General features: G+C 55.0%; 21 protein-coding genes. All 21 read right to left on the bottom strand.

Annotation, left to right across the window (positions count from 1 at the left end; all coding sequences use genetic code 11):
- Nucleotides 1-396 (bottom strand): 4Fe-4S dicluster domain-containing protein (locus QMD53_05690; GenBank protein MDI6800140.1); only part of this gene is annotated, 396 nt, incomplete at its 3' end.
- A gap of 45 nt (nucleotides 397-441) precedes the next feature.
- Nucleotides 442-1,494, bottom strand: a complete 1,053-nt coding sequence (locus QMD53_05695; GenBank protein ID MDI6800141.1) for a radical SAM protein — start codon at nucleotides 1,492-1,494, stop codon at nucleotides 442-444.
- On the bottom strand, nucleotides 1,487-1,726 hold the full coding sequence (locus QMD53_05700) for a hypothetical protein (protein MDI6800142.1): 240 nt from the start codon (nucleotides 1,724-1,726) through the stop codon (nucleotides 1,487-1,489). Before QMD53_05700 ends, QMD53_05695 begins: the two co-directional genes overlap by 8 nt.
- An 8-nt stretch (nucleotides 1,727-1,734) precedes the next feature.
- The gene (locus QMD53_05705) at nucleotides 1,735-2,583 is read right to left on the bottom strand and encodes a geranylgeranyl reductase family protein (protein MDI6800143.1); all 849 of its coding nucleotides are present in this window, start codon (nucleotides 2,581-2,583) and stop codon (nucleotides 1,735-1,737) included.
- Nucleotides 2,573-3,175, bottom strand: a complete 603-nt coding sequence (locus tag QMD53_05710; GenBank protein MDI6800144.1) for a DUF169 domain-containing protein — start codon at nucleotides 3,173-3,175, stop codon at nucleotides 2,573-2,575. The genes QMD53_05705 and QMD53_05710 overlap by 11 nt, the downstream gene beginning before the upstream one ends.
- Nucleotides 3,168-4,730, bottom strand: a complete 1,563-nt coding sequence (locus QMD53_05715) for a DUF116 domain-containing protein (GenBank protein MDI6800145.1) — start codon at nucleotides 4,728-4,730, stop codon at nucleotides 3,168-3,170. Before QMD53_05715 ends, QMD53_05710 begins: the two co-directional genes overlap by 8 nt.
- 2 nt (nucleotides 4,731-4,732) lie before the next feature.
- A complete protein-coding gene (locus QMD53_05720) occupies nucleotides 4,733-5,686 on the bottom strand; it encodes a radical SAM protein (protein MDI6800146.1) in 954 nt (317 codons plus the stop codon).
- Nucleotides 5,687-5,721: 35 nt separating this feature from the next.
- Nucleotides 5,722-6,231 carry a glycine cleavage system protein H gene (locus QMD53_05725; GenBank protein MDI6800147.1) on the bottom strand — a complete coding sequence of 170 codons (510 nt, stop codon included), beginning with the start codon at nucleotides 6,229-6,231 and terminating at the stop codon, nucleotides 5,722-5,724.
- Nucleotides 6,231-7,541: an FAD-dependent oxidoreductase gene (locus QMD53_05730; protein ID MDI6800148.1), complete on the bottom strand. Its 1,311-nt coding sequence runs from the start codon at nucleotides 7,539-7,541 to the stop codon at nucleotides 6,231-6,233. Before QMD53_05730 ends, QMD53_05725 begins: the two co-directional genes overlap by 1 nt.
- Before the next feature lie 45 nt (nucleotides 7,542-7,586).
- A complete protein-coding gene (locus QMD53_05735; protein ID MDI6800149.1) occupies nucleotides 7,587-8,051 on the bottom strand; it encodes a glycine cleavage system protein H in 465 nt (154 codons plus the stop codon).
- Nucleotides 8,052-8,077: 26 nt separating this feature from the next.
- Complete coding sequence (locus QMD53_05740) at nucleotides 8,078-9,232, bottom strand: (Fe-S)-binding protein (GenBank protein ID MDI6800150.1); 1,155 nt, start codon at nucleotides 9,230-9,232, stop codon at nucleotides 8,078-8,080.
- A 5-nt stretch (nucleotides 9,233-9,237) separates the two neighbouring features.
- Nucleotides 9,238-10,518 (bottom strand): heterodisulfide reductase-related iron-sulfur binding cluster, encoded by a 1,281-nt coding sequence (locus QMD53_05745; GenBank protein ID MDI6800151.1) that lies wholly within the window; start codon nucleotides 10,516-10,518, stop codon nucleotides 9,238-9,240.
- Complete coding sequence (locus tag QMD53_05750; protein ID MDI6800152.1) at nucleotides 10,511-11,236, bottom strand: 4Fe-4S dicluster domain-containing protein; 726 nt, start codon at nucleotides 11,234-11,236, stop codon at nucleotides 10,511-10,513. The genes QMD53_05745 and QMD53_05750 overlap by 8 nt, the downstream gene beginning before the upstream one ends.
- Nucleotides 11,237-11,296: 60 nt before the next feature.
- Nucleotides 11,297-11,677 (bottom strand): DsrE family protein, encoded by a 381-nt coding sequence (locus tag QMD53_05755; GenBank protein MDI6800153.1) that lies wholly within the window; start codon nucleotides 11,675-11,677, stop codon nucleotides 11,297-11,299.
- Between the two features lie 80 nt (nucleotides 11,678-11,757).
- Entirely contained in the window at nucleotides 11,758-12,096 is a 339-nt protein-coding gene (locus tag QMD53_05760) for a hypothetical protein (protein ID MDI6800154.1), read from the bottom strand.
- Nucleotides 12,097-12,209: 113 nt separating this feature from the next.
- Nucleotides 12,210-12,458 (bottom strand): sulfurtransferase TusA family protein, encoded by a 249-nt coding sequence (locus tag QMD53_05765; protein ID MDI6800155.1) that lies wholly within the window; start codon nucleotides 12,456-12,458, stop codon nucleotides 12,210-12,212.
- Between the two features lie 41 nt (nucleotides 12,459-12,499).
- A complete protein-coding gene (locus tag QMD53_05770) occupies nucleotides 12,500-12,946 on the bottom strand; it encodes a glycine cleavage system protein H (protein ID MDI6800156.1) in 447 nt (148 codons plus the stop codon).
- An 11-nt stretch (nucleotides 12,947-12,957) separates the two neighbouring features.
- On the bottom strand, nucleotides 12,958-13,218 hold the full coding sequence (locus QMD53_05775) for a DsrH/TusB family sulfur metabolism protein (protein MDI6800157.1): 261 nt from the start codon (nucleotides 13,216-13,218) through the stop codon (nucleotides 12,958-12,960).
- 10 nt (nucleotides 13,219-13,228) lie between these two features.
- Nucleotides 13,229-13,579, bottom strand: a complete 351-nt coding sequence (locus QMD53_05780) for a DsrE family protein (protein ID MDI6800158.1) — start codon at nucleotides 13,577-13,579, stop codon at nucleotides 13,229-13,231.
- Between the two features lie 47 nt (nucleotides 13,580-13,626).
- Nucleotides 13,627-14,022, bottom strand: coding sequence for a DsrE family protein (locus QMD53_05785; GenBank protein ID MDI6800159.1), 396 nt, complete (start codon nucleotides 14,020-14,022; stop codon nucleotides 13,627-13,629).
- Between the two features lie 64 nt (nucleotides 14,023-14,086).
- The coding region (locus QMD53_05790) for a 4Fe-4S binding protein (GenBank protein ID MDI6800160.1) at nucleotides 14,087-14,434 on the bottom strand (348 nt) is incomplete at its 5' end.

The following is a 14,434-nucleotide window of genomic DNA, read 5'->3' on the forward strand; positions in this document are numbered from 1 at the left end:
GCCCGTCGTTCCGACCTCGTACATCCGTCCCCACTTCTTGATGGTAGCCATGGCCACCTTATTGAAGATGCGAACGTTTCTCCCTTTGAGCGGGCCCTTGCCCCGCAGCGCGATGGCCCGAAGGGCGTCGACTGCCCGGGCAAAGTCTATCCCTTGGGGGCAGCGGGCCGTGCAGGTCTCGCAGGAGGCGCAGAGCCAGATGGCACTGGAGGAGAGGACCTCATTCCTCTTTCCCATTTGGACCATCTTGATTAGGGCGTGGGGAGAGTGATCCATGTCGGATGAGACCATGCAGCCGCTCGTACACATCTTGCATTGATAGCAGGAAAAGAGATCGACCCCGCACTCCTCCTTTATCTCCCTTGCAAATGAGGTATCTAGTTTTAATGCCTCCATGAAATTTTAGCCTCCTTGATCTGGTTATGTGTTTGGCCGCCGCTCTTATCCGGCCGCCATCTGCCTTCTTACCTTTTTGACATCGTTCTTGTTGAGCTTGAAGGGAAAACTTCTGATATCCGAAGGCGGACCGTCTCCAAAGGGGCGGTTGCAGGCCCCCTCTTTTATGGTCTTGCTGGGGCAACCAGAGGTTCTAAAGGGACTGCCGGAATCTATTACTCTATTTAGCTCATCCTCGGCCAAGCCGAATCCCGAGAGCCTTCCCTCCTTGTCGAATTGCATCTTCTCTGCGCGGGAAAGATCACAGTCGATGAGATACCTTGCGAGCTGGATGCGCCTATACTGGCCGGCCTCGCAGGCCTCTTTCTTGGCCAGCCTGGAGCCCTCTTCGGGATGGAAGGAGAAGAGATGGGTCCGTCCGCCAAGATCTCTCACCCGCTGGATGGCCGCGGCCATCTCCCTCTCGCTCTCCCCAAGACCGCTGATGAGATGGGAGCCGAAGTTGTTCTTGCCAAATATGCGGGCCGCCTCGCCTAGAGCCTCCCAGTAACGCTCCCAGTTGTGCGGCCCCTTGACCCGGCTTCCCCGGTTCTCGTCGAAGAGCTCTTCGGTCGCCGCATCGACCGCTATCCCGACCATCTGGACGCCGGCCGCTTTGAGGGCGGCAAAATCGCTCTCACTGATTATGGTCGGATTGACCAGAACCGAGATGGGGATATCTGTCTCGCCTTTCAGCCTTCTAGTAATGGTCAGGGTATCTTCAAGCACCCTTCTGTGGGTTATCATCGAGATGCAGATTCGCTCGACGTGACCGGCATAATCCTTGGCCAGCCTCTCGATGACCGTATCCAAAGCGTGGGTCGGCCAATCGACTCGGATGAAGCTCTTATCCTCGTAGCTTCCCTTGCGCTCTCTGGCCAGGCCGCAATAGCTGCAATTGGCCGAGCAGCCCTGCGCATAGGTTAAGAGGAGGTTTAAACAGTATAGTTTGGCATCCCGATAAAACATGCCCGAACTGAGCCTTAGGGTCATGGCTGCGGCCATGCTGAGTTTGACGTATTCGGGCGAATCCTTGACAGCTTGCTTTGGGTTATCCATTTGTCGCCTCACACCTTTCATTTTTGTAGTAATCGCTAAAGCCGACCCAGCCCCACCTGAGCGCCTCGGCAAGATCGACTTCGCCCCCTTGCCAGAAGCCCTCGAGCCGCTTCTTTTTCAAAAAAGCCCGGTTGAGTGAGTCGAAGAGATGCTCTTGGATCTCAAGTTCGTACTCTTTGAGTTGGTCTATATCGTTTTCAAGGACGGCTTTGGCGGCGTAGCCTCCGGCCAAGCGGCCGTTCAAGACGGCCGAGAAGATCCCGGCCCCGGTGATGGGGTGAACGGTCCCCCCCCCGCATCGCCGGCAAGAAGCATATTGCCTTGCACAAGATCGATCAGTCCGCCGCTTGGAATCAGACCGGCGGTTCGCTGAATTATCCTATCTTTAACCCTGCCCTCGGAGATAAGCTGCCCAATAAAGCCCTTCAAGGCATTTATGGGCGCGATGCCAAATTTTGGGTCGACCCCCACCCCGACGTTTGCCACCTCGCCTTTGGGAAAGAGCCAGCCATAGCCGCCGGGAAAACTTTTGGAGAAGTAAACCTGGGTATATTCCTCTTGGGCGGTGAGCGGCATCACAAATTGAGCCGCGCAAATGAACTCGGTGTTGATCGATCCCATCCAGTCTCCAACCGTAGACTTAGGCCCATCGGCTCCGATGATGACACTTGGAATTATCTCGAAAGTCCCAAGTTCGTCTTTGGTCAGAACCAGGCCGCCTTCGTGGGAGAGGGCTTGCGTTTTAAGAAGAATCTTGGCCCCATATGCTGCCGCCTCTGCCAGAAGGCTTAGGTCAAACTTATCTCGCTCTATGATGAAACCGGCCGAGTCATCGGTGGAAGCCTCGCCGCCCGGCAAAAATGTCTTCATCCCCAGAATCCTCTGAACGATAAAGTCGCTCGAATTTTGGACTTCTCTTAGAAGCTGAGCGGGGATATATTCGGCGCACTGGATGGGCCGGCCGGCCGGCCTCTTCTTCTCAAGGACGATTACGCTAAGACCATTTTTGGCGGCTCCCAGAGCTGCGCTGGCCCCGGCCGGCCCGGCCCCAACCACCAATAGGTCGCACTCATACCTTCTAGTTGCCATATCTTCTATACCTTTCCGTCATCGGTATGCCAAGGAGGAGCTCATCCTCTTTCAGCTTGCCGAACTTGCGGGCTCCGCAGCATCCAAGAGAGAGATTGGGCCGTCCGGTGACGATCGGGATGACCGTAACCTCTCCGCACATGGCCGAGACCCCGCTCATGCAGCCCTGGATCACCTCGCCGGTCTCCTTGGCAATGGAGTGGATGAGCTCCATCATCTCAAGGGGCGGAGCGATAAAGATGGCAACGTCGGGCTCGAGAGGCCGCTCGCTCAAAGGAAAATAGATGAGATACTTCTTGCCCTCTTTGAGCTGAGGCTTTGCCTCCAGGGCAAGCCTTGCTATCTCTTCGCCAGTGGCGTGACCGTAGTTTATCAAGCACTTGACCACGCTCGACTTGAAGATATCGACCCGCTTTTGAAGGCCGAAGTTGAAGCGGGAGAGGGCGCATTTGTAATTTGCGGGCTCGGCAAAGAAGGTCTCTCCCTCTCTGGCCCTGGCCACCATGGCGCAGTGAGTTAGCTTCTCCTCCTCGCCAAGCCGGCGCATCCCTCTGGGCTTCTTGCCCACGATGGCAACGCCGATCCTATCCACTGCCCCTCACCCCGATCACCTTCTTTAAGAGGGGAAGTTTAAGGCTCGTCTGAGATTTAAAGTCCCCCTTTAGAGCCTGGGCCTCTTGATCCAGGTCATAACAGGTAACATCATCTATATCTAAAAGGACGCCGCCCATACCGGCCTCGCGAAAGAGGCGCTGTCTCTTGTTGAAGAAGGCCTCGCAGCAGCAGCCGATATAGGATTTGACCCCCTCTTCTTTACAACTCTCAAGGACGCCCTTTAAATGCTCGTAGTTGTGTATGGTGATCGGACGAAGGCCGCTTTGACGGGCAAGACGGTAAGCGTCGCCGATGGTGCAGGCGCCGCACTCGATGCAGCCCTCTTTCTCCCGGTATTCGCATTCGATCAATTTCGCGCAATAAGGAAGGAGGATTACGCTGGCCGATTTGAGATTCTCTTTCAGATCTCCGTTGACGGCAAAGAGGGAGCCCGCCTCGACTAGCGAAAAGCCCAGGTTTGTATGGTCGGCCCTCTCTATCGCCTCTTTGATGGGCAGAATGAAGTCTGTTGGCTCAAGTCCGAACATATCTATGGCAAGGTTCTCCTCTTTTGAGAAGAAGGCTTCAATCGCTTCTTGAGCCTTATCGAAGGGGGTATCCTTGAGGGCGGCCTCCAGGTTGAAGATGGCCTGTTTGGGTGAGACGAAGAAATCGCCGGTTATCAGGGCCTGTCTCAGTATCCGCCTCGTCGTATCGACGACGATTTGCACCCTGATCAAACCGGCCTTGGCTCTAAAGGAAGACTTGACTATCCGGCTGAGGGGTATCGCCTCCTTGATCTCATCCACCCACTCGGTGGAGTTATAATAGGGAAGCTTTTGGCCGATGAGGACCGCCTCGAAATCGCTAAGACCCTTCCTTTCGAATTCGATTCCGAGAGCCTCGGCAAAGCCTTGCTCTATGGCCCCTTTGATCTGGTCCAAGTCGGGGAGGCAGCCGAGCTCCTTGGATATCCAGGTAACCCGCTCCTCGGCCGAGCTGATCTCATGTTCGGCCAGCTTCTCGACGGGTACCCGAAGGGCCCTTATCATCTCCTTGACGTCGAAATCGACAAGAAGGGTGCCCTGGAAGAGGAAGGCGTCGCCCTCAAAGACGCCGCCCGTGCCCGATATCTTTCTGCCGTTCACCTCGATGTCGTTTCTCGGCCTAAACTTGGCATCTATTCCAAGTTTGCCAAGGCCCAAGGTAAAGCCGCTGGTCAGTTTCTCGGTGATGGCATCCAGGCGATAGCCAAATTCTTTTCTTAGCGCGATTATCTCGAAACCGAGCTGCGAGGGGTCGAAATAGATGGCCCCTCCGCCGGTGATCCTGCGACCCACGTCAATGCCCCTCTTTTTACAGTAGCCGGTCCTTACCTCATGCTCTACCGTCTGGTGGTAGCCAATCAGAACGCTGGGTGGTGAAAATTGCAGAAAGCGCAGGCTACTTTGGCTCTCATTTTTCGCCCGCGCCTCAAGCAGGGCGGCGTCTATGGCGATATTTTCCGCAGCCGATTTGGGTCCGCTGTCAAAAAGACGCCACTTCTCTTTCATCTCTAGTTCAACTCCTCGTAGAGAAGGGCGCAGCAGAGCTCGGAAAATTTGGGCTCCAGCCCAAGCTCTCTGGAGTAGGCGACTATCCCTTCGCTCGGGTAGGCGATCCCATTTAGTCCCGATCTTAAGGCCAGCGCCTCCACCTCCACCTTCTCTTCGCCCGAGGCCCGCTCGCAACCTAGAAGGACCGGAACCTTGGGAAAGATCGAGCGGGCATGGGCAAATATCTCGCCCATCTCAAGTGGACTGGGAGGAGTTACCCCATCCATCGGGGTATCCGGTTTGGGGCTTAGGCCCACCAAGACCATGGAATCGACCGGATAGCGGGCGATCATTTCAAGGGCCCCATACTCGCCGTCTATCCGGCCCCGGTCGAGACCGATTACTACATGCGGGGCAACCCTAACCCCCTGTTCGCAGAGGAGAGAGAGCGACCTCTCGAAGTCGGTGGCGGCAGCCTTTAAGTGATAGACCCCCTTGATGGTCCGGTCGGAGCCGATCATATCGAGCATAGCCGCCTCTACCTTGGCCTCGCCGAGTGCTTTTGCCAGCTCCTCGTCGACCAGGCCGGTGTGGACGATCACCTTCAATCCGAGCTCATCCCTTATCCTCTTTAAGCTTTCGGCAAAGGGAAGAAGGGGAACTATCCCCCGGTGATCGGAGCCTCCGCTGACCAGAAGCCCTTTGGCTCCCTTATCCTTAAATTCGCTTGCCATCGCAAAGAGACGCTCCGGGTCCTTGGCCTCGTGCATGGCCTTTAAGATCTTGGCCTTGCAATGATCGCACTTGAGCGAGCAGTCGGCTCCCGTGATCGAGATGGGCACGAAATAGGGATCGGAAGAGTTCTTGAACTCATCCGTCTCATACCTCTTTATGGTCGGTGCATAGAAATAGACGTCGTCCATAAAATTCTCTTTTCTGATCTTGAAGGCCGAAGCGAGCTTCTCCTCAAACATGGCTTCCTCCTTATATGAACAAGATGATGGCATGACTACTTGCCGCACTTGATATTCTCCTCCTCTATGAGCTTGCGATAGGCCCCCGTTCCCTCTTTGCCGGTCTTAAATTCGGCCCTTGCCCGCTCGAAATCATCAACTTTCAATCTGGCTATCCAGCCTGCTCCGTATGGGTCCTTGTTGATGGCCGTAACCCCGGGGTAATCCTGAGCATCATCGTTCTTTGCTACCAATTCGCCGTCAAGCGGGGCGGGCAACGGTCCGACCCATTTTCCGCTCTCCATGATGGCGACCGGCTTGCCCCTCTTTACCAGGGTTCCCACCGGCTTGATCGTCGCCTTGGCCAAGATGCCCGAAAGGTTCTGAGCCGGATCGGTCAGGCCGATGGTGATCGTGCCGTCCCCCTCATCCCTCATCCAGACGTGCCGCTCGATCCAGTAGTAGAGGTCTTCCGGCAGGTAGCAGCCGCCTTCGGCTGCGATTCTTACGATCCCCTTATCGTAGACGAGCTGGCCGTGAGGGTTTAAATCGATCTCATCGGCCATCAGTTCATCCTCCTTAAAAGCATGTCGGCGGCCAAGGTGACCGGGTCGAAGGTGGGTGAGACCGACGGCACGTAAGCCGTCTCCAAAAAGGCGAGCTCTTTGACGCTTGCGCCAAGCTGCATGGCAAAGGAGAGGGCCATAAGCCTTCCCCAAACCCCTTCCTCGCCGACTATTTGAGCTCCGATCAGCCTTTTGGTCTTAGCATCGGCGATGAGTTTAATGGCCAGCTTGCGACCGCCCGGAAAGAAGGCGTCCGTAGACGAGGAGTCGAGCCTTGCCGATGCGATGCGGTGGCCGAGCCTCTCGGCCTCGGATGAGGAGAGCCCAACCGCCCCAACTTTAAGCCCGCCAAGATCGGAGATGGTCGTGCTTAAACCGGGACTAAGCGCGTGATCGCCTCCGGCGGCATTCATCCCGGCAACCTTGCCTTCGCGCACGGCGGCCGAGCCGAGAAAGCTCTTCTTGGGAGCACCTTTAATCTCGATGCAATCACCAGCCGCATAGATATCTGGTAGCGAGGTCTCCATCTTCGCATTCACCTCGATGGCGCCAAGGGGGCCGATCTTTGCTCCCGCCTCTTTGGCCAGACCAATCTGCCGCTCGCTTCCGATGGCCGCAATTATCATATCCGCCATAATCTTTTCTCCCTTGAGGATGATCCCCTCCGCCCGCTCGCCGCCGAATATCTCTTCGACCGGGCTTCCTAGGGTGAGCTCGATCCCGAGCCACTCAAGATGCTCAAAGAGTGGACCCGTCATATCGCCGTCCAAGAGGCTCAACAGAAGACCCTCTCTCGGCTTTACCACTTTTACGGCAAGTCCCCGTTTGCTTAGGGCCACCGCCATCTCCAGTCCGATCAGCCCGGCTCCGATGATGACGGCGCGGCGGCTTGCCTCAAGGGCGCCTACTATCCCCTCGCCGTCGTCTATCCCCTTGATGGTGAATATCCCCTTCTTGTCCGCCCCTTTAACCTTTGGAAGGAGCGGCTTGGATCCGGTCGCGATGATGAGCTTGTCGTAAGCGAGCAGGCCAAGATCGGTCTCGACCATTTTCCCGCCTGGATCGATTCTTTTAACGCTGGTTTCGAGATTGACCTCGATATCGCTCATGGCATAGAGTGAAGGTGGGTGGACGATGAGGTCTCTGACCCTCTTCACCTGACCCGAGACGGCAAAGGGAAGGCCGCAGGGCGAGTAGTGACTATGCCTATCCGACGAGATTATCCTTATGTTGGCCTCGGGATCGACCTTTCTGGCCTCAAAGGCGGCTGTTGCCCCGGCCGCGCCGCTCCCGATTATCAGCAAATCCATTTCGCCTCACCATTTCAAGGTGCAAAATTTAAGAGTTGGAACCCTTTATGCCTGGGCGCCCTTGTTGCTCATGCAGTCCCAGCCCTCGCGCTCCATCCTCTCTTTGATCTTGGCAAAAGCGGCCTCTCCTTGAAGGAGATCACCTTTCTCGCCAGCCAAGTTGGAGGCTTTGATCTTGCAGATCCAGCCCGCTCCGTAAGGATCCTCATTTACGGTCTGCGCTTTGGAGAGGATCTTCTCATTAACCTCTATGAGCTCACCGCTGACGGGAGCCTTGATCGGGCCGACGTATTTGCCCGACTCGATTATGGCAACCCTCTTGCCCCGCTCGAGCTCGAATCCGACCTTTCTGGGACGGACGTAGAGAAGGCTTCCGGCCACAAACTGGCCGACATCGGTCAGACCAGTTATGATCGTATCATCGCCCTCAAACCTGACCCACATCATCGAATCGACATCATAAAACGTCTCTTTGTCATCCGGGAAATTGCATCCCTCAAGTTCAAACATGCTTCTCCTCCTGTAAATTTGACTAGCTATGCGACCCCGGCCTGTGGAGTATCCATTATGTCCATCACGACTTCCAGAATATCCATCACTTTGAGCTTGCTCTCTTTGGAGACGGCATTGACCAGCGTCCTTTTGCACTGCTGACACGAGGTGATGAGTATATCGGCCCCGGTCTCTTCCGCCTGCTCTATAACTTTCTTGCCTATTTCAACCGGCAATTTGGCATCGACCACTTCCAGATCGCCGCCGCCGCCGCAACAGAGAGCATATTCTCTGTTATGCTTCATCTCGACAAATTCGGCGGCCGATATCGCCTCGATGATCTGCCTTGGCGCATCGTAGACGCTTGAGTTTCTGCCAAGATCGCAAGGGTCATGGTAGGTAACCTTGGCCTTGAGCTCGCCTAGCTTGATGCGGCCCTCATCGATGAGGTTCTTGATAAATTCGGTGTGATGAAACATTTGAACATCGGCCTCTTTATACTCGTGCATCCAGGTGTGAAAGCAGGAGGGACAGGAGAAGACCATCTTCTTTGCCCCTATCTCTTTCACCCTCTTCAGGTTGTGTTCTTTAAGCGGTTCTACGAAGTCGCCCATGCCGGCCACGATTAAGGGATAGCCGCAGCACCACTCCTCTTCACCCATGATCGTAAAATCTACTTCGGCTTTGTCGAGAAAAGTGACGAAGGTGGCCGGGATCGACTGGACGGCCGGAGAGAAACTGGCCATGCAGCCGACGAAATAGATGACTTCGGCAGAATCGCGCACGTAGAAGTCGTCTGGGGCCTCGTCCAGAAACTCGGCCCACATGGCCCGATCGACGTTGGGAAAGTTGGCCACATTGCGCTCAACCTCCATGGCGTCTTTCATCAGGTTCAAATTCTCCGGATAAGTCTTGTTATCCACCAGATGCTTGCGGACGGCTATCCGAAGTGACCTGGTATCGACGCCCCTTGGGCAGAGTTCTTTGCAGCGGGCGCAGAGGGTGCACTTGAAGACCTCCTGCAACTTCTCATCCAGCCCCAACTTGACATAGTTATGGATCAAGCGGGGGTTGAAGGTTGGCGAGCACTCGACAACCCTGCACTGTGAGGTGCAGGTGCCGCACTGAAAGCACTTATCGATATCGCCCCCGCCCTCTATCTTGCGTATTTTGTCTACAAGTCTGCTGTCCGCTTCCACGATGACTATCTCCTGACCGATTTATTTACCCATCTGGGAGAGAGGAAGTTTGACCAAGTTCCGGTGACATCTACATTATCGATCACCAGCTTATCTCCAGCGTCCTCTATCGGTTTCTCATCGACCTTGAACTTGTCGTAGAAGTTCTTATCGTAAGGGATGCCCGCCTTGTCCAAGAAGGGCTCGACCGGAGTCGAATTGAATTGGACCGCCGCTATCTCATATGGATCGGCCCCCATGCAGAGGGAAGCGACTTGATAGGGGAAGAGGACGGGTATCTTGAACTCCTCGGCCCCATCGGGGCGCGCCTTCTGGATCCATTGATTCTTATCCAAAGTGTTACCGCAACCTGGGCAATTGGTGCAGATGAGATCGGCGTGCGTCTCGTCCCTTATCGACTTGAGTTTGCGGAAGGTCTGAGATCTGGTCATCGTCCGGTTCATGATAATATGACGGAAACCGAATCCGCAGCACTCATAGAAGGCCGAGTAGTCGCTGGCCACATTGGCCCCGAGGGCATGAAGGAGGCCATCGACCACTTGAGGACGGTAGCCGCCGATGGCGTTCTCCATTATCCCCTTCCAGTAGTGGTCGCCGTAGTGGACGGCCACCGTGACCTTATCAAGCTTATATTTGGCCTTCTCGGCGATGCGGTCGCGCAGCGCATAGATGACATCGGAGACGTGGACGATGGACTCGGGAACGACTAGTTCGCGGCCGAGCTCCTTTAGATACTTCTTGACCTTGGCTCTGAGTTCATCCGATTCGATCAGCCAGTGCCTCGCCTCGGTATAGGTGGCAAACGAGGTTATGCAGTGGATGTTGAAGTTACGCTCCATGGTGTAGCACTCATGCCAGTTGCGGGCCAAGACCCCGACCAGAGCGGGTAGCGACTGGATGCCGGTTGCCCAATACATCCAACCGGTGCACGAGGTCTGGGCGTCGGGGTTGTAGTAGTCGATGCCGAGCTGATCCCAGATCCACCAGAGGCTCTTGGCCGCCCCCGGGTTTATGGAGCAGAGGTTACAGGATTTATGATCCCAGAAGTGATCCAAATGGACCTTCTTCTTGTAACCGGGAACCGTCTCGTATTCGGCGTAAGGCCCCTTGATCCGCATGATTTTGAGCTCTCCCGCCTTCTCCAGCTCTTCAAGCTTCTCATCCAAATGTCTGGCCTTCTCCAGATCGTGCGGATAGGCCGCCTTATTCGGACAGATGCCGCTCGGGCAGGGCTGTATCTTAATCCCTTTGCTCTTTTCTTCTTTGACTTGACTCTCTTTACTCATCGTTACCCTCCTCTTCGTACTCTTCTAGCTCTTCCTCGACGAGCTCGGCCAGAAATGGGCTGGCCGCCTTGAGCCTTTCGAGCGAGCCGTCCATCTGCCAAATCTTTTGAAGCTCATGGACAGTCTTGGGATTGACCCGCCAAGCCGATTCCACTCCGGCCAAGACGTCTACCCCTTTGAGCCCCTCATAATCATCCGGCTTGGCGCCGAGTCTCTTTCTGAGCTCTGGGATGAAGTTTCCCATCTTCTTGGTCTTGGGACCCCAGTCGGGGAAAAAATCGCCCTGGATCATGTCGGGCGAGATCTGGGTTCCAGTCATCATGATGCATTTAAGAACCCTGGTGAACGGCTTCATCGCCTCTTCGCTAAGGCCAAGGGCGTGAGAGATATCGCGCAAGATCATTACGGCGATGGCCGGCTGATTGCCCCTTGGGCACCTCACTATGCAGTAGTGGCACTGGGCGCAGGCGTAGATCTTCTCCCGCATGAGATCGAGTATCTCGGAATCGTTGCCATCCATCATGATCCGCATTACCTCGCGCGGATTATACTCGTTGAAGTGAGCGGCCGGGCAAATAGAAACGCAGGTGCCGCACCTCATGCAGTTCTTGACGGCGTGCTTGAACCTAAAATCGCTTGAGACCTCCTTGTAGAGAGGCCCCTCCTTAGGGCCGTGTTTTACGACCTCTTCTTCCCATTCCTTCCAACCTTTTGGCATCTCATTCCTCCTTAATTTGATGACCGTCCGTCTGAACAGAAAGTCCGGCCTTGAGTCGCTTTAAAAACAGAGTACCCGGTCGGCCTCAAAGGTCATGTCGACGATTGAGGCGGCTCCGGCCATCTCGACCCCTTCGATCAGGTCATCCTCCGTCAAACCCTCAACCTCCAAAGCCTGATGACAAGCGAGGAGCTCAACTCCCTCCTCTTTGCAGCGGTCGAGCCAGGTCTTTAGGGTGATTCCCGAGCCCTTGACGAGCTCTATCTTCTCCGCCGCCCCTTTGACGACTTGGGTCGCCCCCTTCATGGTGAACCAGATGGTGACATCCAAATCCATCGCCTTGGCGGTAACCGCAAAGAAGAGCGGGGCATAAGTCCGCTTGGGCTCATCCACCCCCGAAGATTGGATGATGAGCAATTTTCCTTCAGAATCTCCTGCCATTTTTCCTCCCATTTTATTAATGAATATCTATCTGTTTTGGGGGCAAAAATGCCCTCAAGTAATTTGCTAAGTCCGAAAACCTAGTGATAATCCATAAATGGTCTGGCCAGATTCAAAGCCTCATTCACTTTGAGCTTGAGCTCATATAAGATGTAGCCGGCCTGGTTGCAAACCTCCTTGCCTCTAACGTCGGGCAGGGCCTCTATGCTTTCGGCGCTGCAGCCGAGCACGATGGTCTCCTCACTTGCCTCATGTATCGCCTCGATCGGAAGGAGTATCTCCCTCTCTTTCGTATCGACCGTAAAAAAGCTCGTCTTCTCCCAATCCGGGTCCTTGATGATGCGCTTAACCTCTCCTATCATCACTAAGCCGCAACTTACCGATGTGCCCTCTTTCACCCTATCGATGATCTTTCCCATGCGTTCCTTCCGCCCTAAATAAAGTTCTTGCCAAAAGGTGCCAGGAGGACCCTCTTTGAGCGATCCTTAAAAGCGTCGCTCCAAAGAGGACCCGTCCCAAACCCCAAAACTTCTTACTTGATCTTGATGAAAAAATGGAGCACTCCACCCAACTGATCCATCTTGATGAGATCGTTACCTGTCCGCTTACACCAGGCGGGTAGATCCCGCTCGGTTCCCGGATCGGTCCCTAAGACCTCCAATATCTGACCGGAGGCCATCTTCTTTGAGGCCTTCTTGGTATTTAGGATGGGCATCGGGCAGAATTGACCCTTGCAATCCAACACCACATCCGCCTTTATCGATTCACAACAACCTGACATCAAACTCCCCCCACTCTAAGCTCAAAGATGCTTTAAGCCGATCACTCTTCGGCAAAGAGCCCTTTCTCCTCGTAATCCTTGTACTCCGCCTCCAGCCAAGGCTGGACCTCGTCGCCATGGGCCAAGTCCTTTACGTCCTCATCCAAGGCGCTCGGCTCGATCAGAATACACCAGCCCTCCCCATGGGGGTCGCTGTTAATGAGACTCGGATTCTTGACGACCGCCTCATTGACCTCGATTATGCTCCCGTTTACAGGGGCCTTCATCGGACCGATGTATTTTCCGGCCTCAAGAGAGCCGAAGGCCCTCCCCTTTATGACCTTGGCCCCGGCTGGCTTGATTTTGACGTAGGCCACCGTGCCGGCCGCCTTCTGGCCAAACTGATCCACCCCGCTTCGCACCTTTCCGTCTTCCAATTTGGCCCAGATATGCTCCTTGCGGTCGTAATAGAGCTCATCTGGCAGTTCAAACTCCTTATACTTGGCCAAAACCTACCTCCCTAGATGAAGTTCATAACCTTGTCGTCGACTATCATGTCTACAAGATGCGGATAGTCTATGAGCTCGGCTGTGGCCGAAAGCTTTTTGCCGAGTCCGCGTTTTTCGACATCGTCCTTCATGGCATAGATCTTGCCGCCCTTAAACTTTGAGGTGTCAAGGTAGACACCGTCCTTGATGAGAACCACTTTGGCTGCCGAGTCATGGCTTGCAATCTTGAGTCCGATGTCGCCAAATGGTTTATCCAAGAGATAGACGCCCATTCTTCCTCCTTTACCAATCTACATTCATGTCGGTTTGCAAATAGAGAGCGGCGGCTTTGGCCCGGTCGATCACCTTAAATCTATCTTTGAGATCGCCCACTCCGATGACTCTCTCCTTGATATCTTCATCGACCACATAGTAGCCGGCTTCTGCCTCCTCCAATGAGGGGAGATAGCCCAGGCTCTCGGTCTCTTCCATGTCTTTAAGGGCGTTATAGACGCCGTCGCCCTGAAAGAGGAGATCGACCTTGTGCTCATCGATTCCAGCTACCGCTCCCGTCGCCGCCCTCATCCCTTCCGTCCAGAAGATGTTGCCGTGAGGAGCGCGATTAAAATGATATAGAATCCTCTTCTCAGCCATACTTGCCTCCTTCTTTTACTTCATTTTTTAAAGCGGCTTGTCCTTATCTACAGCGTAATCAAGCGATCGCATTCGCCCATGATGTCGGCAAAATCGGGCAGGCCGCCGACTTTGATGTTCTCGATGTAATCCTTGCCGCCTTCAAGACCGCGGCCGTTGACGCATATTCCGCAGCAGGTGATGTCGGCTCCCTTATCTACAACCACCTTCATCTTGGAGACCGGTAGATTCTCCTCGGTGGTTCCGGGGAAACGCTGATACTTGATGGGGTTATAGACCCCGTCCAAGTACCAGAAGGCTTGGACCTCGTGACCCTTATCCAGGGCCGCATCGGCCAACTTGGCAAATATGTCGTAGTTTTGGGATTGCCATGGCCCCTCGGTAAGCAGAAATCCTATCTTTGCCATCTTCTTCACCTCCTTAAATGGTTCTGATCTATCCATAGATGGCCGCCCCTTTCATCTATCGCCCCTCTGAAAGGGGCGGCCCCGAACTTAAGCTTGAGCACTAACCTCCAAGTAGCGCGCCGACCTCGGCCAGCACTTGATTGTCTTTATAGTGACGAAGCTGCATCGCCCCGGTCGGGCAATTGGCGGCGCACATCCCGCAGCCGTGGCAGAGAGCCTCGGAGACTATCGCCTTGCGCCCCTCGGGCAGATCGACCATGGTGATGGCATCGAAGGGACAGGTGTTTGCGCAGATGTCGCAGCCCTTGCACTTGGCCCGGTCGGTCAGTGCCTTATCCAAGCTGATGACGGCGATGTCGCTCGCGAGCATGGCAAGGGCACCGGCCGCCGCCCCTTTGGCCTGGGCCACCGCATCTGGGATATCTTTAGGTCCCTGGGCCGCCCCGCA

The sequence above is a fragment of the Actinomycetota bacterium genome, from assembly GCA_030017835.1.
In the GTDB taxonomy this organism is placed as follows: Bacteria; Actinomycetota; Aquicultoria; order UBA3085; family Oleimmundimicrobiaceae; genus Yes70-04.

What these genes read in the sequence shown, in the direction of transcription:
- QMD53_05720 (MDI6800146.1), bottom strand. Translation starts at nt 5,686, where the DNA reads ATGTTTGAGGAGAAGCTCGCTTCGGCCTTCAAGATCAGAAAAGAGAAT.
- QMD53_05695 (MDI6800141.1), bottom strand. Translation starts at nt 1,494, where the DNA reads ATGGATAACCCAAAGCAAGCTGTCAAGGATTCGCCCGAATACGTCAAA.
- QMD53_05715 (MDI6800145.1), bottom strand. Translation starts at nt 4,730, where the DNA reads ATGAAAGAGAAGTGGCGTCTTTTTGACAGCGGACCCAAATCGGCTGCG.
- QMD53_05755 (MDI6800153.1), bottom strand. Translation starts at nt 11,677, where the DNA reads ATGGCAGGAGATTCTGAAGGAAAATTGCTCATCATCCAATCTTCGGGG.
- QMD53_05785 (MDI6800159.1), bottom strand. Translation starts at nt 14,022, where the DNA reads ATGGATAGATCAGAACCATTTAAGGAGGTGAAGAAGATGGCAAAGATA.
- QMD53_05775 (MDI6800157.1), bottom strand. Translation starts at nt 13,218, where the DNA reads ATGGGCGTCTATCTCTTGGATAAACCATTTGGCGACATCGGACTCAAG.
- QMD53_05760 (MDI6800154.1), bottom strand. Translation starts at nt 12,096, where the DNA reads ATGGGAAAGATCATCGATAGGGTGAAAGAGGGCACATCGGTAAGTTGC.
- QMD53_05735 (MDI6800149.1), bottom strand. Translation starts at nt 8,051, where the DNA reads ATGTTTGAACTTGAGGGATGCAATTTCCCGGATGACAAAGAGACGTTT.
- QMD53_05730 (MDI6800148.1), bottom strand. Translation starts at nt 7,541, where the DNA reads ATGGATTTGCTGATAATCGGGAGCGGCGCGGCCGGGGCAACAGCCGCC.
- QMD53_05725 (MDI6800147.1), bottom strand. Translation starts at nt 6,231, where the DNA reads ATGGCCGATGAGATCGATTTAAACCCTCACGGCCAGCTCGTCTACGAT.
- QMD53_05705 (MDI6800143.1), bottom strand. Translation starts at nt 2,583, where the DNA reads ATGGCAACTAGAAGGTATGAGTGCGACCTATTGGTGGTTGGGGCCGGG.
- QMD53_05745 (MDI6800151.1), bottom strand. Translation starts at nt 10,518, where the DNA reads ATGAGTAAAGAGAGTCAAGTCAAAGAAGAAAAGAGCAAAGGGATTAAG.
- QMD53_05780 (MDI6800158.1), bottom strand. Translation starts at nt 13,579, where the DNA reads ATGGCTGAGAAGAGGATTCTATATCATTTTAATCGCGCTCCTCACGGC.
- QMD53_05765 (MDI6800155.1), bottom strand. Translation starts at nt 12,458, where the DNA reads ATGTCAGGTTGTTGTGAATCGATAAAGGCGGATGTGGTGTTGGATTGC.
- QMD53_05750 (MDI6800152.1), bottom strand. Translation starts at nt 11,236, where the DNA reads ATGCCAAAAGGTTGGAAGGAATGGGAAGAAGAGGTCGTAAAACACGGC.